This window comes from Faecalibacterium sp. BIOML-A4, assembly GCF_009679665.1.
GTDB lineage: Bacteria > Bacillota > Clostridia > Oscillospirales > Ruminococcaceae > Faecalibacterium > Faecalibacterium taiwanense.
In genome coordinates this window covers 1-20,018 of sequence record NZ_WKZG01000004.1, presented here as the reverse complement: position 1 = coordinate 20,018, position 20,018 = coordinate 1, and the positions used below count along the sequence as shown (strand labels likewise).

Annotated in this window: 16 protein-coding genes and 1 other annotated feature; of the genes, 12 read left to right on the top strand and 4 right to left on the bottom strand. The window is 55.7% G+C overall.

Features of this window, described 5'->3' with window-relative positions:
* Positions 1–186: 186 nt before the first annotated feature.
* The gene (locus tag GKG34_RS03805; RefSeq protein WP_005945926.1) at positions 187–1,290 is read right to left on the bottom strand and encodes a 5-bromo-4-chloroindolyl phosphate hydrolysis family protein; all 1,104 of its coding nucleotides are present in this window, start codon (positions 1,288–1,290) and stop codon (positions 187–189) included.
* Between the two features lie 158 nt (positions 1,291–1,448).
* A complete protein-coding gene (gene htpG / locus GKG34_RS03800; RefSeq protein ID WP_005945930.1) occupies positions 1,449–3,377 on the bottom strand; it encodes a molecular chaperone HtpG in 1,929 nt (642 codons plus the stop codon).
* Positions 3,378–3,579: 202 nt separating this feature from the next.
* On the opposite strand from htpG, the gene GKG34_RS03795 reads away from it, so the two are divergent.
* The 3 genes from GKG34_RS03795 (at position 3,580) to GKG34_RS03785 (ending at position 5,480) form a co-directional block, all read left to right on the top strand.
* A complete protein-coding gene (locus tag GKG34_RS03795) occupies positions 3,580–4,359 on the top strand; it encodes an alpha/beta hydrolase (protein WP_005945933.1) in 780 nt (259 codons plus the stop codon).
* 114 nt (positions 4,360–4,473) lie between these two features.
* On the top strand, positions 4,474–4,914 hold the full coding sequence (locus GKG34_RS03790; protein ID WP_005945935.1) for a hypothetical protein: 441 nt from the start codon (positions 4,474–4,476) through the stop codon (positions 4,912–4,914).
* Positions 4,915–4,949: 35 nt separating this feature from the next.
* Entirely contained in the window at positions 4,950–5,480 is a 531-nt protein-coding gene (locus GKG34_RS03785; protein ID WP_044954220.1) for an HD domain-containing protein, read from the top strand.
* A gap of 78 nt (positions 5,481–5,558) precedes the next feature.
* On the opposite strand, the gene GKG34_RS03780 is transcribed toward GKG34_RS03785, so the two are convergent.
* On the bottom strand, positions 5,559–6,077 hold the full coding sequence (locus GKG34_RS03780) for a GNAT family N-acetyltransferase (RefSeq protein WP_005945939.1): 519 nt from the start codon (positions 6,075–6,077) through the stop codon (positions 5,559–5,561).
* Between the two features lie 205 nt (positions 6,078–6,282).
* Here GKG34_RS03780 and GKG34_RS03775 point away from each other — a divergent pair, with 205 nt between their 5' ends.
* From GKG34_RS03775 to pheT, 9 genes are all read left to right on the top strand, one after another.
* Positions 6,283–7,350 (top strand): alpha/beta hydrolase, encoded by a 1,068-nt coding sequence (locus tag GKG34_RS03775; RefSeq protein WP_005945943.1) that lies wholly within the window; start codon positions 6,283–6,285, stop codon positions 7,348–7,350.
* A gap of 21 nt (positions 7,351–7,371) precedes the next feature.
* Positions 7,372–8,448: an alpha/beta hydrolase gene (locus GKG34_RS03770; protein ID WP_044954221.1), complete on the top strand. Its 1,077-nt coding sequence runs from the start codon at positions 7,372–7,374 to the stop codon at positions 8,446–8,448.
* Positions 8,449–8,463: 15 nt separating this feature from the next.
* A complete protein-coding gene (locus GKG34_RS03765; protein WP_243111946.1) occupies positions 8,464–9,534 on the top strand; it encodes an alpha/beta hydrolase in 1,071 nt (356 codons plus the stop codon).
* A gap of 62 nt (positions 9,535–9,596) precedes the next feature.
* The gene (gene rmuC / locus GKG34_RS03760; RefSeq protein WP_120080270.1) at positions 9,597–10,934 is read left to right on the top strand and encodes a DNA recombination protein RmuC; all 1,338 of its coding nucleotides are present in this window, start codon (positions 9,597–9,599) and stop codon (positions 10,932–10,934) included.
* Between the two features lie 129 nt (positions 10,935–11,063).
* On the top strand, positions 11,064–12,245 hold the full coding sequence (locus GKG34_RS03755) for an MBL fold metallo-hydrolase (RefSeq protein ID WP_005945952.1): 1,182 nt from the start codon (positions 11,064–11,066) through the stop codon (positions 12,243–12,245).
* Positions 12,246–12,364: 119 nt separating this feature from the next.
* Positions 12,365–13,945, top strand: coding sequence for a glucosyltransferase domain-containing protein (locus GKG34_RS03750; RefSeq protein WP_005945954.1), 1,581 nt, complete (start codon positions 12,365–12,367; stop codon positions 13,943–13,945).
* Positions 13,946–13,991: 46 nt separating this feature from the next.
* Positions 13,992–15,662, top strand: a complete 1,671-nt coding sequence (locus tag GKG34_RS03745) for a glucosyltransferase domain-containing protein (RefSeq protein WP_243139202.1) — start codon at positions 13,992–13,994, stop codon at positions 15,660–15,662.
* Positions 15,663–15,784: 122 nt separating this feature from the next.
* Positions 15,785–16,023 (top strand) — a binding site (T-box leader).
* A gap of 79 nt (positions 16,024–16,102) precedes the next feature.
* A complete protein-coding gene (gene pheS, locus GKG34_RS03740; RefSeq protein WP_005945958.1) occupies positions 16,103–17,125 on the top strand; it encodes a phenylalanine--tRNA ligase subunit alpha in 1,023 nt (340 codons plus the stop codon).
* Between the two features lie 18 nt (positions 17,126–17,143).
* Positions 17,144–19,555: a phenylalanine--tRNA ligase subunit beta gene (gene pheT / locus GKG34_RS03735; protein WP_154255635.1), complete on the top strand. Its 2,412-nt coding sequence runs from the start codon at positions 17,144–17,146 to the stop codon at positions 19,553–19,555.
* 130 nt (positions 19,556–19,685) lie between these two features.
* On the opposite strand, the gene GKG34_RS15765 is transcribed toward pheT, so the two are convergent.
* On the bottom strand, positions 19,686–20,018 hold a 333-nt coding region (locus tag GKG34_RS15765; RefSeq protein ID WP_206671447.1), incomplete at its 5' end, for a hypothetical protein.

Here is a 20,018-nt window from a genome sequence, read left to right as displayed (position 1 = left end):
AATTGGCGCACAGAGTGGAATTTGACGGTTGAAATAAAATTAGATATAAAACGGAAAAACCATTGGCAAAAATGCCTGCAAATCCACGGCTTTGCGTGGGACGGACGAGGCCTGCACAACATGGAGATTTGCGCTTTGAAAAAACAGGGAAAAAGCTCATGGGCCTTTTCCCTGTTTCCCAAAATATTATTTTGTAAACTCGTTTCCGGTCAGGCCGTCCATGTTCAGCATCCCTTCCAGTGCGGCCACATCTGCCGAAACGTCCAGTGCGTCGGACTGGAACAGCTTGTCCAGCTGATTTTCAAAGGCGGTCACCAGCAGGTCCATGCTGCGCTCGATGTTCTTTTTGACATCGGCGATGTTTTCCCCCTGCACATCCTGCGCAGGAAGGCTGGCGTAGGTGTTCAGCAGCTTGAGGGCGGTGGGCAGATAGTAGTCCATGAATTTCTGCAGCTGAGCCTTTTTGCCGGGGTCTTGCTTTGCCAGCTCAAAGATGCGGGCACTGACCGCTTCCAGACGGCTGATCTTGGTGGTCATCACGGGGTCCGGGATGGCATCGTTGACCTGCCGCAGCTGCTGCAGAATTGCGGTATATTGGTCCGCTGGTGCAGGTTCTGGGGCGGGCGCAGGCTTCGGTTTCCGGGGCGGCTGGGGAGCCGCGCCGCGCACTACCAGAGTATTGGTGCGGTTATCAATGTAAGCATCTGCACCGAAGTAACCGTGGGAAATAGCACTTTCCACCACGGTGCGGCCCTTTGCGGCATCGATGCCCGCGGCAGCAAACAGCTCGTCCAGCGGAATATTGTCGCGGTCGCCTGCGATCTTGTCCAACAGGCGTTCCAGCTTGCGGGTACGATCCATGCGCAGGCCGGTTAGCAGAGCAGCACCGCCGCCCAGCATCTGGGCAATGGCGGTAAACGCCTCCATCATGCTGTCAGCGCCATCCATGAACAGGGTGCTGAAGCCCACGAACAGAAAGACAGCACCGCCGATGGTGCACAGGGTGGTAAGGAACTTGTGCCGCTCCTTGGCATCCTTCTGCTCTTTGGTGGGAACATCGTGGCCGTAAGTTGGCTCGTTTTCCTGCCGGGGAGCCGTCTGCGCAGGTGCGGGGCCGAGGTCGGAACGATAGTCTGCCTGCGCCTGCGCAGCAGCCGTTTCCTCTTTTTCGGCGTTTTTATCGATGCTTTTTAAGATGAACAGCAGCACGCCCAGCGGTGCCGACATGGCAAACACAATAAAGATGGCAATGGTGGGAATGTGGGCAAAATAATGTTTTTTGGGCTGCATGAGCAAAAACCTCTCAATTTATCCTGACTGTCCGGCAAAAGAACAGAAAAAGACCGCGTTCCACTCTATTATAGCGGAGCACGGCCTTTTTGTTAAGGGGGAAATATTGATGTGCGTGGAAGCGGCAGGGGAGTAAGTCTGCTGCCTACCGGAAAAAGTTACTTCATCAGACTGCAGACGGCCTCGGCGTAGGCGGCGGGATCATCCACCGGCAGGCCTTCGATCAGCTGAGCCTGTGCGTACAGCAGAGCACTGTACTTCTTGAGCTTGTCGGTGTCACCGGCCTCCTGTGCGGCCTTGAGCACGGCAAACACGGGGTGGTTGACATTCAGTTCCAGAACCTTATCGCTCTTTACGCCTTCGCTGCCGGGCTGCTTGGACAGCACCTTTTCCATCTCAATGGACAGCGGGCCGTCAGCACTCAGGCACACAGGGTGATCCTTCAGGCGGGTAGAGACCTTGACCTCTTTCACCTTGCCGTCCAGTGCGTCCTTCATGGCATCGAACAGGCTCTTGTTCTCAGCGGTAGCGTCCTCGGCGGCCTTCTTCTCTTCCTCGGTCTCAAGGCCCAGATCACCGCTGTTGACATTCTTGAACTCCACGGTACCGTCCTTGCCTTCGGCATCCTTGCGGGGATAGGTGCGCAGGATCTGCAGGCAGAACTCATCCACATCCTCGGTCAGCAGCAGGACGTCATAGCCCTTATCCATGACCAGCTCAGCGGCGGGCAGCTTTGCCAGACGGTCGGTAGAATCACCGGCAGCAAAGTAGATATACTTCTGCTCAGCGGGCATCTTGTCCACATACTCCTGCAGAGTGACCATCTTCTGCTCCTTGGCAGACCAGAACAGCAGCAGGTCGCGCAGCAGCTCGGCGTGCATGCCGTAGTCGGAGTAAGCACCGAACTTGATCTGACGGCCGAACTCTTTCCAGAATTCCTCGTACTTCTCGCGGTCATTGGCCAGCATGGCGTGCAGCTCGTTCTTGATCTTTTTTTCCAGAGCGTTGTGGATCAGCTTGAGCTGGTTGTCCTTCTGCAGCATCTCGCGGCTGATGTTCAGGCTCAGATCCTGACTGTCCACAATGCCTTTGACGAAGCTGAAGTAATCGGGCAGCAGGTCGGCGCACTTCTCCATAATGAGCACGCCGGATGCGTACAGGGCCAGACCCTTTTCATAATCCTTGGTGTAGAAGTCGTAGGGACGGTGGCTGGGCACGAACAGCAGGGCATTATAATTTGCAGTGCCCTCGGTGCGGCTGACGATGACGCGGGCGGGGTCGGTATAATCGCCAAACTTTTCCTTATAGAAGTTCGCGTACTCCTCGTCGGTCACTTCGCTCTTCTGCTTTTTCCAGATGGGCACCATGCTGTTCAGAGTTTCCAGCTCGGTGTAAGTCTCCCATTCGGGCTTATAGTCCTCCGGCTTAGGATCGGGTTCCGGCTTCTGGCGCTCGTGCTGGCGCTCCATCTGGATGGGATAGCGCACATAGTCGCTGTACTTCTTCACGATGGCCACGATGCCGTACTCATCGAGGAAGTTGTCGTAGTGGTCCGTCTCAGTATCCGGCTTGATGTGCAGGATGATCTGGGTGCCTGCGGTATCCTTCTGGGCGGGGGTCATTTCGTAGCCGTCCACACCGGAGGACTCCCACTGCCATGCTTCGTCCGAGCCATAAGCCTTGGAAATGACGGTGACTTTATCGGCTACCATGAAGGAGGAGTAGAAGCCGACACCAAACTGGCCGATGATATCGATGTTCTCGTCCTTGTTGTCCTTCTTGAAATCCAGAGAACCGGAGTGAGCAATGGTGCCCAGATTCTGCTCAAGTTCCTCTTTGGTCATGCCGATGCCGTTATCCTCAATGGTCAGGATGCGGTTCTCCTTATCGCGTGTGATGAGGATGCGGAAATCGCCCTTGTTCATGCCCACAGAAGGATCGGTCAGGCTCTTATAATAGAGCTTATCGATGGCATCCGATGCGTTGGAGATCAGCTCGCGCAAGAAAATTTCCTTATTGGTGTAGATGGAGTTGATCATCATATCCATCAGCTTTTTGCTTTCAGCCTGAAATTCTTTCTTAGCCATAATGCAAAACCTCTTTTTATCTGTATTCGGCACCAAGCACTCGGAATAGGATATTGCTTTTGAATACTTAGCACTCGTAACTTTCGAGTGCTAATATACACCGACAAAAAGCAAAAATCAAGGGCTTTCATAAAAAGTTTAAAAAATGGTTCGTTTTGTGCTATAATGAACCGCAAAGGATGCTGTAAAAGGAGGAAATATCATGCAGCTGAAACAGCTGGAACTGGCCGGCGGTGGGACACTGACCGTTTATCTGCGTGATTGCTGTGAGCGGATGCCGAATGTGCTTGACCGGCCATTGGTGCTGGTGGTGCCCGGCGGCGGCTATACCCATGTGAGTGCCCGTGAGGGCGACCCGGTGGCGCTGCAGTTTGCGGCGGCGGGGTACCACACCGCTGTGCTGGACTACGCCATCTGCGAAAAGGCAAAGGACCACATGCCGCTGCGCCAGCTGGCCGAGGCTATTGGTCTTGTGCGGCAGCACGCGGCCCAGTGGCATATCCTGCCGGAAAAAATTGCCGTGTGCGGCTTTTCAGCGGGCGGCCACCTGGCCCTTTCCGGTGCTGTGCTGGACATTCCCGGCGAAGCGGCCCAGCCCCGGCCCAATGCGGTCATTCTGGGCTATCCGGTGGTCATGGCAGGGCAGTATGCCCACCGCGGCAGCTTTGTGCAGCTGGCGGGCAGCGCCGACCCAGCGGCACAGCAGGTGTTCGGGCTGGAGGATAAGATCACGCCGCAGATGCCGCCGGTGTTCGTATGGACCACCATGGAGGATGCCACCGTTCCGGTGGAGAACACCCTGATGCTGGTGAACGCTCTGCACCGGGCGGGCGTGCCCTGCGAGGCGCATCTGTTTGAAAAGGGGGTGCACGGTACCAGCATCAGCACGGCAGAGGTGGACCAGCCCAGCCGCCACCGGCATCACTGGGTGGAACTGGCAGTGGAATGGCTGGGAGACACTTTTGCCTTTTCCGTCTGTTAAGTCTGGATATATTTGAACGAACCTACAAAAAATTCACAATTAAACTGTTGACTTGCATAAGCCTTTGACGTATACTGGTCAGCAGGGACAAACTAAAGGAAGAAGGAAATACCTATGGTTATGGACCCGACCCTGCCGCGCATCTCTGTGCGCGACCTGATGATGCAGGCTTTTCTCACCGGATGGGAGCTTTCGGACAAGACAGTCTCGCAGGACGAATACCTGCAAAGCTCCATTCAGGTGATCGAAATGCTGCAGGTGGAACCGGAAAACCTTTATGCCGAAGAAGGCCTTGGCCTGCCGGACGGCGAAGAAGTGGATCATCTGGACGACTGGCTGCGTGCCGACGGCCAGTGGCTGTACTACGGTGTAGAGGAAGAAAATTTCTTCCTGATCCAGTGGTACCCAGACGAAGCCGCCGCAAAGGCAAAACTGGCCCAGCTGGAAGAACTGGGCGACGGCAAGCAGTATCTGGTAGATTTTTCCCTCAAGCGGGAGAACCCTTCCAGTGCAGAGAACTTCGGCAATTCCAATCCGGTCCAGCTCCGCTCCTGAAAACATCACCTTAAAGCGAAAGGAAATTTTGCAGCATGCAGCTTTCTGAGATCGAGCGCGAACAGCTTTATGCCATCGTTGAAAAATACGATCATCACCCGGATGTGCAGCGGATGCGGGAGTACATCCAGCACGGCTCTGTCACCACCTACCAGCATTGCAAGAATGTGGCGCTGGTGAGCTTCTGGCTCAACCGCCGTCTGCATCTGCACGCTGACGAGACCTCGCTGGCAGTGGGTGCCCTGCTGCATGATTTTTATCTGTACGACTGGCACACCACCGGTACCTTTCACGGCCTGCGCCGCCTGTTTGAGATGCACGGCTTCTCCCATCCGGGCTATGCCTGCGTCAATGCAAAGCGGGTGTTCAGCATTACCAGAAAGGAACAGAGCATCATTGCAAGCCACATGTGGCCGCTGACCTTCCGTCATGTGCCCACCTGCCGCGAAGCAGTCATCGTCTGTCTGGCCGATAAGTACTGCGCCGTGGTGGAAAGCATGTTCCAGCGTTCCCGCGCCGGTGCCGTGGTGGACGGCAGCGTGGACATCGACGGCGAAGAGTGGTAAGCCTGTTTTTACCTTTATCATTTTATCAATGGACAAAAAAGAACTCCGCAGCCTCAGGGCGCGGAGTTCTTTTGCATCTTACAGCTTTTTATAGCCTTCCGGTTCATTGGCGGCAGCGCGGTATTCCATTAAGAATGTGTCCAGCCAGCGGCCGTGACAGTCGCGGGCAATGCGTTCCCGGCGGCCCACTAAGCGAAAGCCGCATTTTGTGTGCAGGGCGCGGCTGGCAGCGTTGTCCTGCAGCACGGTGGACTGCAGTGTCCAGTAGCCGGCCTTTTCTGCCTGATGGCACAGCTCGGTCAGCAGGTGATAGCCAAGGCCATGGCCCCGGAACTGCTCACCCACGTAAATACTCACCTCGGCAACGCCGCGGTAGCACCAGCGCGGGTCCACCCGGCGCAACGCCGTCCACCCGGCAATCACGCCGTCGGCCAGCAGTACCAGTCGGCATTCTTTTGCGTGGGAAGCATCCCACGCAGAATACGGCGGACAGGTGGTCTGAAAAGTGGCATGTTCTGTAGCAATGCCCTCCAAATAAATTCTGGAAACAGCGCTCCAGTCTTCCGGCTCCATGGGCCGGATCTCGATTTTGCTCATATTTCGATCCCGGCGGAAAGTGCATAGCTTTCCGCGCCCTCAACTCTCAAAAATATCCGGCTCCAGTATAGCAGAATTTGCGGTGCGGTACAAGCGCCGTACTGCACAGAAATTTCTTTGACAAGCGGAAGGTTTGTGATACAATAAATCATAACAAAGAAAAGCACGGCAGGATACGCCGCTGCAGAATGGAGGATGTCCCAAAATGAAGTGGATCAGAACGATGGTGTGTGCGCTGGGAATGCTGGCGTGCGTATCGCTTTCGGCATTTGCTGCAGAGTACGGCGAGCCGAACATCACAACAGAGACGACCATGAAAGAGCTGCGGGAGAACCCCAGCATCAAAGGCTCCGGCTACTATACCTACTGCAACGAATGGATCGAGGGCAGCACGCAGTACGATGATACGCCCATTGAGGGCTATGTAAGCTACGCGGCTGCCGAGGATGCCGCCGAAGGCATGAACCTTGTGATCGAAAACTACAACAGGGGCGTACAGATCACATGGCAGGTGTATACCCCGGAAGAAATTGCGGAAAATTCTTCTCTGGGCATGGTGCAGCTGTATTATTTCCCGGCTAAAACAGCCAACGCAAAGTACGCCATCGTGGTGCCCGGCAACGGCGGCAACACCACCGCAGAGCTGAACGAGGGTGCATCCATTGCCAACCAGCTGCACGAGCTGGGCTATGCGGCTTTTGTGCTGCGGTACCGCTCTTTCCTGAATGCATCCGACAATGCGCCACTGTACGATATTGCCAATGCCATAAAGTACCTGACCGAAAATGCAGATCAGTTTGGCGTTCAGCGCGAAAACTATGCGCTGATGGGCTTTTCTTCCGGCGGACACATCGTGGGCCTGATCGGCTCAGACAACGAAAAGTTCGGCTATAAGGCATTTGGTCTCCCACAGCCTGCAGCGCTGCTGCTGGGTTACCCCATCAACGATTTCTTTGAGGTGAAGCCGCTGTATCAGCTGGCCATTGACCCGCTGGTGATTGGCTGGCGTTACTACTGGACCGATATTTCGGATGTGGTGAACGAAAACTTTACCCCTACCTATTTCTTCTACGGCAAAAATGATCTTTATATGCAGCGCATGTGCTACTCCCAGCAGGGGCCGCTGCTGGAGCGCAAGCTCCGGGAGAGCGGGGCTGTTTATGAGTGCCATGTGTACGAGGACGCACCCCACGCCATTGGCCCGGGCCGCCACACCGATGCGGACGGCTGGATCCTGCAGGCAACGGAATTCTGGGAAAAACAGTGCAAATAAAGAGATAAATGGGGGATTGCTGTGAGAAAACGATTGCGCACGGTGATGTTTGGTATTGGCCTGATGATCCTGCTGGCACAGCCGGCGTTTGCGGAGGAGCTTGGTCAGGCCAACATCACACCGCGCACCAAAATGGCAGAGATCCGCTCCAACCCCAGCATTGTGGGTGCGGGCATCTACACCTACTCGCTGGATCAGGACCGTGTGCTGGACCGGATGTACTGGGACGCGCAGCCGCTGAGCCGCCTTTCCAATCACTGGACGGCACAGGATGCGGCGGATGGACTGAACTATCTGATCCGCACCTATAACGCTGGGCAGCGGGTGACCTTCCCGCTTTATACGGCGGAGGAGATCGCGCAGGATACCAGCCGGGACGGTGTGGAACTGTATTATCTGCCGGCAGAAGGGGCGCAGGCGAACCAGAAATATGCGCTGGTGATCGGCGGTAATGCGATTGTGGTCAGTGCGGAGATCCGCGAGGGCATTTCCACTGCATGGAACCTGCACGAAATGGGCTATCCGGTGTTCGTGCTGCGCTACCGCATCGGCATGAAGGCTTCCAACAATGCGCCGCTGCAGGATGTGGTCCGCGCGGTGCAATACATCACGGAACATGCAGGACAGTTTGGCGTGCAGGCGGAGGATTATGCCATTGTAAGCTATTCCTCAGGCGGGCAGATCGCCGGACTGTTCGGCACCGACGCGGTGGGCTACAAAAATTACGGCCTGCCAAAGCCCGGTGCCATGCTGCTGGGCTACCCGGTAAACACCTTTCTGGAGTTCAAACCGGTCTATAATATCCTGCTGGACCCCGGCGTGTGCAAGCAGCGGTATTATAAAATGACATTGTCTGATTACATCACACCGGATTACCCGCCTACCTATCACTGGTACGGCAAAAACGACATGACCCTTATGACCATGTGCTGGTCGGCGCAGGGGCCTGTTCTGGAAAAGGCACTGGCCCGCAACCATGTGACGCATATCTACCATGTGTATGATGATGCTCCCCATGCAGTGGCCGCAGGCAAGGGCACCGATGCAGAGGGCTGGCTGAATGAAGCAGTTGCCTTCTGGGAGGAACAGGTCGGCTGAAAAGGAGATGTTGAGTTGAAACACAGGATATGCACCGCAGCAGCCTGTATCTGTCTTCTGCTGATGATGGCGCTGCCCGCATTTGCAGCAGAGTATGGCGAGCCGGATATCACGCCGCAGACCACCATGGGCGAGATCCGCTCGAACCCCAGCATCCTTGGCGCAGGCGTTTGGACCTATTCCAAGGAGCAGAACCTGCCCGGCACCGAGGACTGGTGCAATGACCAGACGCTGGAAAAATATGTGAGCAGCCATGTGGCACAGGATTGTGCCGATGGTCTGAACCTGCTCATCCGCAATTACAATGCGGGCGTGCAGATCACCTATAAGCTCTACTCGGAGCAGGAGATCGCCGAGGACAGCTCCCGCAACAATGTGGAGTTCTATTACTACCCGGCCAGCACGCCGGATGCAAAGTATGCGCTGGTGCTCTCCGGCAACATCTTCAACCGCACGGCGGAGTTAAAGGAGTGCATCTCCACAGCTTACCAGCTGCACCAGAAAGGCTATGCGGTGTTCGTGATGCGCTACCGCGCCTACCCGGACAACGACAACAACGGACCCATAGAGGACATTGCACGGGCGGTGAAGTACATCATCGGCCACGCACAGCAGTTCGGCGTGCAGACGGAAAGCTACGCCCTGATCGGCTATTCTTCCGGCGGACATCTGGCGGGCCTGTTTGCATCGGACGCTCTGGGCTATAAAAACTATGGCCTGCCCAAGCCCGGCGCAGTGATCCTGGCGTATCCCATCGTGCAGTTTTCCGAGATCACACCGATCTACCGTGTGGGCATCGACCCCTTTGTGTGCGGCCGGTTCTACTATGAATACAGCCTTGCCGACCTGATCACAGAGGACTATCCGCCGGTGTACTTCTGGTATGGCAGGGATGACCTGACCTTGAACCTGCTGTGTTGGCCGCTGCAGGGGCCGGCCCTCAGCAAGGCACTGGCCGCGCATGGCGTACCTTACAAAGAAGTGGTATATGACCACGCAGCCCATGGCATCGGCCTTGGCCGCGGCACGGCTGCAGATGGCTGGCTGGACGAAGCCGCTGCCTTCTGGGAAGAACAGACAAAATAATATAAAGTACGCAGATCCGGGCTGTGCAGCTGCAAAGCCCGGATTTTGCAATAGGAGACATTATGGAATTTTTAGCGTTTCTTTACACGGTGCTTCTGGTGGCCATCTGCCTGATGATGGCCCTGCTGCTGTACCGCTCGGCAAAGCCTGCCGCAAACCGGGACGATGCAGAACGGAAGGAATGGCTGCGTCAGCAGCTGGAAGCGCAGAACCGCCAGATGGACGCAAAGCTGGCAGAGATGGCGCAGCAGAACCTTGCCGCTATGGGCCACATCAGTGAAACGCTGCAGGCTTCGGTGCAGAGCATGAGCACCGCCCTTGCCGCAGGGCAGGGCACCCAGCAGCAGACCATGGAGCAGCGCCTGCAGGGGCTGGAAGCCTCCAACGCCCGCAAGCTGGAAGAGATGCGCCGCACCCTTGCCGAGGGCATGACTGCCCTGCAGGCCCAGAACGCCCAGAAGCTGGACGAGATCCGCCATACGGTGGACGAACAGCTGCAGGATGCGTTGCAGAAGCGGGTGACCGAAAGCTTCAAGGCGGTGAACGACCAGCTGGAACAGGTGTACAAGGGTCTTGGCGAAATGCAGAACCTTGCCGCTGATGTGGGCGGGCTGAAACAGGTGCTTTCCGGTGTGAAGACCCGCGGTATTCTGGGTGAGATCCAGCTGGGAGCCATTCTGGAAGAGATCCTTGCCCCGGAACAGTACGACACCAACGTGGCCACTATTCCGGGCAGCACCCAGCGGGTGGAGTACGCCATCCGGATGCCCGGCGCGGACGGCGGCACGGTGTGGCTGCCCATCGACTCCAAGTTCCCCGGCGACACCTATGCCCATTTACAGGATGCGCAGGCATCCGGCGACGCGCAGGCCGTGGAGAACGCCCGCCACGCACTGGAACTGGTGCTGCGGGCCGAGGCCAAGGACATCCGGGAAAAATATGTGGAGCCGCCCTACACCACGGCCTTCGGTATCCTGTTCCTGCCCTTCGAGGGTTTGTATGCCGAGGTGGTGAACGCGGGCCTGCTGGAAGTGCTGCAGCGGGACTATCAGGTGAACATTGCAGGCCCCAGCACCATGGCAGCGCTGCTCAACAGCCTGCAGATGGGCTTCAAGACCCTTGCCATCCAGAGGCGCTCCGGTGAGGTATGGCAGCTGCTGGGTGCGGTGAAGACCGAATTTGACAAGTTCGGGCAGGGGCTTTCCAAGATGCAGCAGCGCCTGCGCCAGACCGACGAAGAGCTGGATAATCTCATTGGCGTGCGCAGCCGTGCCATCAGCCGCAAGCTGCGCGCGGTGCAGACCATGGACGAAAGCGCTGCTGCCGCTCTGCTGGAACTGGATGCTGAGCCGGGCAGGCCGGTAACGGCAAAGCTGCCGGAGAATGGGGAAGAGCTCTGATGTGCAGAATATTCCCACGTTATCCCTTGCGATTTTTCTGACGATGTGGTATGATAGGAACTGTTCTCAGAAACAATCGCCGCAGAAACGCGGCACTGCATAAAAATATAAATAAGGAGACCGAGCATTATGAGCGTAAACAAGATCAGTGAAGCCATTTTGGGCGTTGGCGTGGATGATACCACCATCGACCTGTTCGAGAGCCAGTATCCGGTGCCCACCGGCGTGAGCTATAATTCCTATGTCATTCTGGACGAAAAGACCGCCGTTCTGGATACGGTGGATGCCCGCGCTACCGAGCCGTGGCTGGAAAACCTGACCGAAGCTCTGGCAGGCCGTAAGCCGGATTATCTGGTGGTCTCCCACATGGAGCCGGACCACGGTGCCAACATTGCAAAGCTGGCGGCACTCTACCCTGAGATGCAGGTGGTGGGCAACGCCAAGACCTTTTTGTATATGGAACAGTTCTTTGGCGCTGATGCCATTGCCAAGGAGCGCCGTGTAGTGGTGAAGGACGGCGAGAGCCTGAGCCTTGGCACCCACACCCTGACCTTTGTGTTTGCCCCCATGGTGCACTGGCCGGAGGTCATGGTCAGCTATGAATCCACCGAAAAGGTGCTGTTCTCCGCGGATGGCTTCGGTCGCTTTGGCGCTGTGGCAAAGTTTGACGAAAAGGCCGACTGGGCCAGCGAAGCCCGCCGCTACTACCTGAACATCGTGGGGAAATACGGCCCGCAGGTGCAGGCGCTGCTGAAAAAGGCCGCGGCTCTGGACATCCAGACCATTTGCCCGCTGCACGGCCCGGTGCTGACCGGAGATCTGGGCAAGTACCTGAACTACTACGACATCTGGTCCAGCTACAAGCCCGAGGAGCCGGAAAAGATCCTTGTGGCAAGTGCTTCCATCCACGGCCACACCCGTGCAGCAGCCCACCTCATGGCCGAAAAGCTGCGTGCAAAGGGCGCAAAGGTCGTGGAGATGGACCTGACCCGCACGGATGTGTCCTATGCCGTCACCGAAGCCTTCCGCTGCGGAAAGATCGTGCTGGCCTGCGCCACCTACGACGGCTTCCTCTTCCCGCCGATGGAAAATCTGCTGACCCACCTCAAGACCAAGAGCTTCCAGAACCGCACGGTGGGTCTGATGGAGAATGGCACATGGGCACCCATGGCCGCAAAGCTCATGCGCGCCGAGCTGGAAAGCATGAAGAACATCGCCGTGTGTGATACTGTGGTCACCATCCGCAGTGCTGCCAATGCTGCTGCCGAAGCGCAGATGGATGCACTGGCTGCAGAAATCGTGGCAAAATAAAGCACTCTGGAAAAATACGCAAGATCCTCTGCCGACTGCCCGGCAGGGGATTTTTTTATTGAACCATGTGGAAGAGTTTGATATACTGAAAAGCAGAAGTTTATGGATGGAGGAATATCATGTCTGTAGAAATAAAAGCGGATATCAGACACTGGCTGCGGGAGTTGGATAAGAAATATTTCTTTGTGATGCTGGGCTTTGCGGTGATGGTCTATTTTCCGCTGATCAGTCAGCGGCTGGTCAATACGTTTGACGGCCTGTGGAATGGGTCGTGGTTTATAGGCGGCTTCTGGGAACTGTCGATCGGCAGATGGCTGTGGTGTGTGGCAGATGCTGTACGTTTCGGTGTACAGACGGAACCGCTCAATGCCCTGTTGACTCTTTCCATGATGGTGCTGGGCATCACGCTTCTGCGCAGGCTTTTTGTGGAGCGTGACAACGCACTGACCTACTTTGCGGGAATGGCTGCCATTTCCGGCGCAGCAGTTGGCGTGCAGCTTTCTTACCGCTATATGTCACCGATCTTTGGCTTGTCCTTTCTGTTTGCCGTGCTTGCAGCATACTGGGTGATCACCACCACCCATGCAGGTGCGGCTGTCGGCTGCGGTGCGGTTATTTTGGCATTGAGCTTGGGTTTGTATCAGGCCAATCTGGCGGTGTTCTGCATGATATTGCTGGCATATCTGCTGCGGCTGCTGTTTCAGAATGCAGAACCACAGAAAACAGGTGTGCACATTGCAAAAAGCCTTGGCAGTGCAGCAGCGGGCATGGTGCTCTACTGGCTGGTGCTGAAGCTAGTACTTGCACTTTGCCGTATCGACCTGACCAGCTATAATGGTGCCGCAGAGATCTCAGTAAAAAGCATTCTGTTTGGTTTGCCGAATGGTATTCTGCAGGCGTATCGGATATTCGGAATTTACTTTTTCCGTAATGCCTACCGGCATAATACACTGCAGCCGTTCGGCTTGTTCGCAGCAGTGCTGGCTATGCTTGCGGTATGGTTCCTTTGCCGTTTTGTGCGGATGGCGCGCAGTGGAAAAACAAGGGGCCTGCTTTTGGGCACTGCCGCTCTGCTGGCACTGTCGCTTGCCTGCAATGCCATGATGCTGATCAGCAGTGAAGCTGTGTGGCGAATGCAAATGGGCGGAGGCCTTGCGTTATTTGTGCCGTTGTGTCTGCTGTTGTTGGAGGGCACCCGTCCGGAACAGGGCAACAAAGCCCGATGGTTGGTACTGGTGCTTGCATTTCTGGTCGTATACGGAAATGTTTACATGATGGCTGTCGATCAGGAGGCGATGCGGCAGGGCCGGGATTCACTGCGGGTAATGTCGGACCGAATCGTGAACGACCTGACGGAGGAAGGCTGCTTTGACGAAGGAAATCACTGGTCGGTCATGATCGCAGGCAGGCCCAGCTCGAACCCGACTTTTAAAAAAGGCGACCTGTACCCTTCGGCCAACAGGTATGCACAGATGGGCTGTTTCTGGCTGTCACCGGAATGCGCAAGACTTTCCTGGCGCGGCGTGTTTGAAAAGATCACTCCGGTGGAGATCACGCTGTGCGAAGATGAAGATTATCAGAAACTGAGACAGACCGAACTGGTAGCAGAAATGCCGGTTTATCCGCAGGAGGGATATATCCAGCAGGTGGGTGATATTGTGATCGTGAAGGTATCAGAGGATTATCTGATCGATGAATAACAAATGAGACTGAGAACATAAAACAGGACAGATGGAGAAAATAACGATGAAAGAAAAAATCGATGTACAGAAACCGGACGACCTTGGGCTGGATATATCGGATCTAAGATATTTTCTGGTGATGCTGCTGTTTTCGGCGGTAGTGTTTTTCCTGCTGATCAGCCAGCGGCTGACCAATACATTTGACGGATTGTGGAACAATACATGGTTCTTCGGCGGCTATTGGCAGGTAGTCACGGGCCGATGGCTCTGGCCGGTGATCGATGCGCTGCGGTTTGGCATCCAGACGGAACCTTTCAATTCATTGCTGACGCTTTCCATGTCGGCGCTGGCTGTTACCCTGCTTCGGAAGTTTTTTACAGAGAAGGATTCTGTCGTGACCTATCTGGCGGGTATGGCTGTTCTGGCCAGCACGGTCACTGGAATACAGCTGTCATATCGGTTTCAGTCGCCGGTGTTTGGCTGCTCATTTTTGTTTTCTGTTCTGGCGGCAGAGCGTGTGGTTCGTGCCGCAGATTTTAGAAAAGCGGTCGTACAGGGAGCACTGCTTCTGGTCATGAGCCTTGCGTGCTATCAGACGAGCCTTGATAACTTTTGTCTGCTCCTGCTGACATATCTTCTGCTGCTTCTGTTCCGCAATGTGGACAGAGAAAAGGTCCATGCCCACATTGGAAGAAGTCTTTGCAGCGCAGCTGCAGGAATGGTTTTGTATTTCCTGCTCACAAAGCTGATCGTATGGGCATGTGGATGGCAGATGGCAAGTTATAATGGAGGAGCGGATGTTTCGGTACTTTCTATACTGAAAAATCTGCCCAATGCCATTGCAGAGACCTACCAACTGTTTGGAGCTTACTTTTTTCAGAATTACTATCGGCATAACATTCTGCAGCCGGTGGGCTTTTTCGTTTTGGTATTTCTGGCGCTGAGCATCGGACTGCTGAACCGCTTCAGAAAAATGCTTCACCGGAAAAATTGGGAATATATCCTTCTGGGAGTGGCAGCGCTGATCGTTTTGCCCATCATGTGCAATGCCATCATGCTGATCACAAGCGAGGCGGTCTGGCTTTTGCAGATGGGCGAAGGATTGAATCTGTTCGTGCCAGTATGTCTGCTGCTGCTTGAAGGGACGCGCACAAATCAGCCTATGGTAAAAAAGTATGTACGTGCTGCCCGGACAGGGGCTGTAGTACTTGCGGTTTTGGTCGTCTATGGCAATGTCTGCTCTGCCGTGATCGATCAGGAAGCTATGTATGAGGGAAGAAAAACACTCAAGAGCATGTCGGATCACATTGCGGACGACCTGATGAGCAGCGGATATTTTGACGATAACGAGCAGCTGCCGGTACTGTTTGTGGGCAGACCCAGCTCGAACTCCAGTTTTATGAAGAGGGAGTATTACCTCTATGCAAATCCGTATGCGCAGATGGGCCGCTTCTGGCTGAACGATTACTCGGCCAGAGCGTCTTGGAAAGCGGTTTTCAGGGATATTACTCCGGCAAAACTCAAGCATTGCTCGGTGGAACAGTATGGGGAACTGTACAGCAGAACAGAGCTGGAACAGATGCCAGTCTATCCGCAGGAAGGATATATCCAGCAGATCGACGGTGTGGTCGCGGTAAAAATTTCAGATGATTACAAAGTTGATAAAGAGTTTGCGCCACTAATCGACCTGGGAGAATTGTTTCAGCTCATAATGGATGACATAAACGATTCATAATGGCTGCGGCTTTGTGAAAAAACCTCCACCGAACGCGATTTTTGCGGAAAGTGGCTGCACAGCCCTTGCAAACTGTCCCGAAATGTGGTAACATAGCTCTTGGTTATAAAACCTGAATACTCCCAAACGCAGCGACGGAGAGAGTAGGTATGGCGTACACGGCAAAGAGAGAAGCTTCACCGGCTGAGAGGGCTTCCGGGTGTATCTGTGCTGAAGTTCGCTCCTGAGCGGTCTGTGCGAAACAGCAGTAGTACAGAACGGCCACGCCCCGTTACGGCGTTCTGAGAGCTGCCCGGCATCTGTGCACGGGTGGAAACCGGGTGGTACCGCGGAGCTAAGAATCAACGGCTTCGTCCCTTTTGCCTGAGAAATCGGGCAGGGGACGGAGCTTTTTTGTTGCACTCCGCTCATCAACACGAAGAATAAAGGAGAGAACATCCATGCAAGCAATGATCGACGAGCTGGCAAAACAGGCCGCTGAAAGCCTTGGTCAGGTGTCCGGCAAGGAAACGCTGGCCTCCTTCTGGCAGGAGTACCTCAGCAAAAACGGCAAGATCCCTGCCCTGATGAAGAATCTGCGCACCGTTGCGCCGGAAGAGCGCCCCGCTATGGGCAAGATCATCAATGAACTCAAGGCAAAGGTTCAGGCAGATTACGACGCTGCTGCAGAACAGGTGAAGCAGGCAGAGCTTGCTGCCCGCAATGCTGCGGAGACGGTGGATATCACCCTGCCCGCCAAGACCCGCTCTGTGGGCGGTCTGCACCCGCTGACCCTGATTACCAACCAGATCATCGACGTGTTCTCCGGCATGGGCTTTTCGGTGGGTACCTTCCCGGAGATCGAGGACGACGACCACAACTTCACCCGCCTGAACGTGCCCAAGGATCACCCGGCGCGCGATATGCAGGATACCTTCTACCTGTCGGAGGAGTTCCTGCTGCGTACCCAGACTTCCGGCGGCCAGATCCGCACCATGGACGTTCAGAAGCCGCCCATCAAGATCCTGATGCCCGGCCGTGTGTTCCGCTCCGACTCCGACGCTACCCACAGCCCCATGTTCCACCAGATGGAAGGTCTGGTGGTGGATAAGGGCATCACGCTGGGCGACCTGCAGGGCGCACTGAATACCTTCGTGCAGAAGCTGTTCGGCGCTGACACCCGCACCCGCCTGCGTCCCTCCTACTTCCCGTTCACCGAACCCAGCGTGGAGGTGGACGTGAGCTGCTTCGAGTGCCACGGCAAGGGATGCCCGCTGTGCAAGCACACCGGCTGGATCGAGGTGCTGGGCGGCGGCGTTGTCAACCGCAAGGTGCTGGAGAACTGCAATATCGACCCGGACGAGTATTCCGGTTTCGCCTTCGGCATTGGCATCGAGCGTATCGCTATGCTGAAGTATGGCATCAACAACATCGGCCTGATGTTCGAGAACAACCTGCAGTTCCTCAAGCAGTTCCACGAATAAGAGGGGAGAGAAGAGACAATGAAAGTACCTTTCAGCTGGTTAAAAGAATTTGTAGATATCGACGTTACTGCGCAGGAACTGGAGGAAAAGCTCTTCTCCTGCGGCTTTGAGGTCGAAGAGCTGATCCCGCTGGATGCCGGCATCAGCAAGGTGGTCGTCGGCAAGATCGTGGAGATGGAAAAGCAGGAGGGCACCCACCTGACCAAGTGTGTGGTGGACTGCGGCGACTACGGCCACGACATCCGCATCAGCACCGGTGCCGCCAACATGAAGCTGGGCGACTGCGTGCCCGCTGCTCTGGATGGCTCCACCCTGCCCGGCGGCATCAAGATCAAGGCCCGCAAGATGCAGGGCGTGGAGTCCAACGGTATGCTGTGCTCCGGCGAAGAGCTGGGTCTGAACGACGACCTGTTCCCGGGCTCTGAGGTCTACGGCCTGCTCATCCTGCCCGAGGATTCTGTCCCCGGCACCGACATTGCCCCCGTGGTGGGTCTGGATGACTATATCTTTGATATCTCCATCACCGCCAACCGCCCGGACTGCCAGTCCGTTCTGGGCATCGCCCGTGAGGTGGCTGCCGTTCTGGGCAAGCCCCTGCACATGCCCGCCATGGACTACAAGACTGTCTGCGAGCCGGATGCGCCCATCACCGTCAAGGTGGAGGCACCGGACCTGTGCCCCCGCTACATGGCACACTATGTGCGCAACATCCGCATGGGCGAGTCTCCCCGCTGGATGAAGCGCCATCTGGCTCTGTGCGGCCTGCGCTCCATCAGCAATGTGGTGGATATCACCAACCACACCCTGCTGGAAATGGGTCAGCCCATGCACGCCTTTGACCTGAACAAGGTCGCCGGCCGCACCATCGATGTGCGCCGCGCCCATGCGGGCGAAAAGATCGTCACGCTGGATGAGAAGGAGTTCACTCTGAACCCCAACAATCTGGTCATCTGCGATGCCGAAAAGCCGGTGGCACTTGCCGGCATCATGGGCGGCGCAAACTCCGGCATGGATGAGAACACCACCAGCCTGCTGTTTGAGTGTGCCACCTTCGCCCGCGACTGCGTGCGTAAGACCAGCCGCGCTCTGGGCCAGAACAGCGACTCTTCTGCCCGCTACGAGAAGGGTGTGGACCGTCACTCTCCTGAACTGGGCCTTGCCCGTGCCCTGCACCTGATCCAGGAGCTGGACTGCGGCGACATCACCACACTGGAATATGACCTGACCGATGGCCGCCCGATGGAGCGCAAGCATATCGTTACCACTCCGGCTAAGATCTGCGGCGTGCTGGGTATCACCGTGCCGGATCAGACCATGATCGACATTCTGCAGCGTCTGGAGTTCACGGTGGATGTACAGGCCGATGGCAGCTGGGACGTGTCCGCACCCCTGTACCGCGAGGACGTGGAGGGCTTCCCGGATCTGGCCGAGGAGGTCATCCGTGAGTACGGCTACGACCACATTGTGCCCACCTTCCTGAACACTGCCTCCGTTACAAATGGCGGTCTGAACTACGACCAGAAGCAGCAGCTCAAGACCAAGCGTCTGCTGGCCGCACAGGGCTTCTATGAGGCCTCCACGCTGGCCTTCTACTCCAACGCAGAACTGGATATGCTGCACATCCCGGCGGATGATGAAGCCCGCAAGGCCATCCGCATCCTGAACCCCATCAGTGAGAATCTGTCCATCATGCGTACCCTGCTGGCTCCCTCCATGCTGAACGTCATTGTGGACAATCTCAAGAAGGGCAACACGGAAGGCCGTCTGTTCGAGATGGCACCGGTGTATCTTGCCAAGGAACTGCCCATCAATGAGCATCCGCACGAGCGCCAGACCCTGTGCATCGGTGCATTCGGCCCCGAAGAAGATTTCTTCACGGTCAAGGGTGCACTGGAAGCACTGGCAGCCGGCTTTGGCCTGAGCTTTGATTATAAGCGTGAGACAACCCCGTGGCTGCACCCCGGCATCAGCGCCGCTGTTTACTGTGGTGACAAGCGTCTGGGCGTGTTCGGCAAGCTGTCCAACGAGATCAACGGCGAGCTGGAAATTGCAAAGGATCAGAAGGACAACCAGAATATCTATCTGGGTGAGCTGGACTACGAGGCTCTGATGTCCTGCGTGGACGGTGAGCTGCGCTATCAGCCGCTCAGTCCCTACGCTGCTGTCAAGCGTGATCTGGCATTGGTCTGCGACGAAAAGACCACCTGCGGCGAGATCGAGGAGACCATCAAGAAGGCCAGCCCTCTGGTGGGTGAGATCAAGCTGTTCGATATCTACCACGGCGCAAATCTGGGCGAGGGTAAGAAGAGCATGGCGTTCACCCTGTCTCTGTCCGATCCGAAAAAGGAAGTTTCCACTGAGGAAGTGGAGCGCGTGGTCAAGAAGATCCTCGGCAACCTGAAGTTCAAGCTGGGCATCGAGATCCGCTAACTCTATTATAGAAGTAATATAAGGCCGTCTGTGCAGGAATGTGCAGGCGGTTTTTTGCGTAAAAAGAGAACGTTGAATACAAGAAAATGAACGTTTTTCAGCAGCGCAAGAAAAAAGATGAAAAAAGTTGTCAAAAAGTGTTGACAAGGAGGCGGGGGTATGGTATTATACTTGAGCGCCAAGCGCTGAGGCAAAAGAATGACTTCCGAAGTCTCAGCAGGAAGCCCTTGAAAAGAACCAATAGACGCTGAAAAGTTCCGGTTTGTTCTGAGAAACTTCTTGGAGGTCCAAGTTCAGAAAGTTCAAAAGCTTCTGAAAAATAAGGCTTGACAAAAAACCACTTCGGTGGTAAAATAAACAGGTCGTCAGCCGCAAGGCTGAGGCGCACAGGACCTTGAAAATTGAACAATATCGAAAAACTTGTAAGGAACCTTTTAAGTGTTTGGAAAAACACTAAAAACAA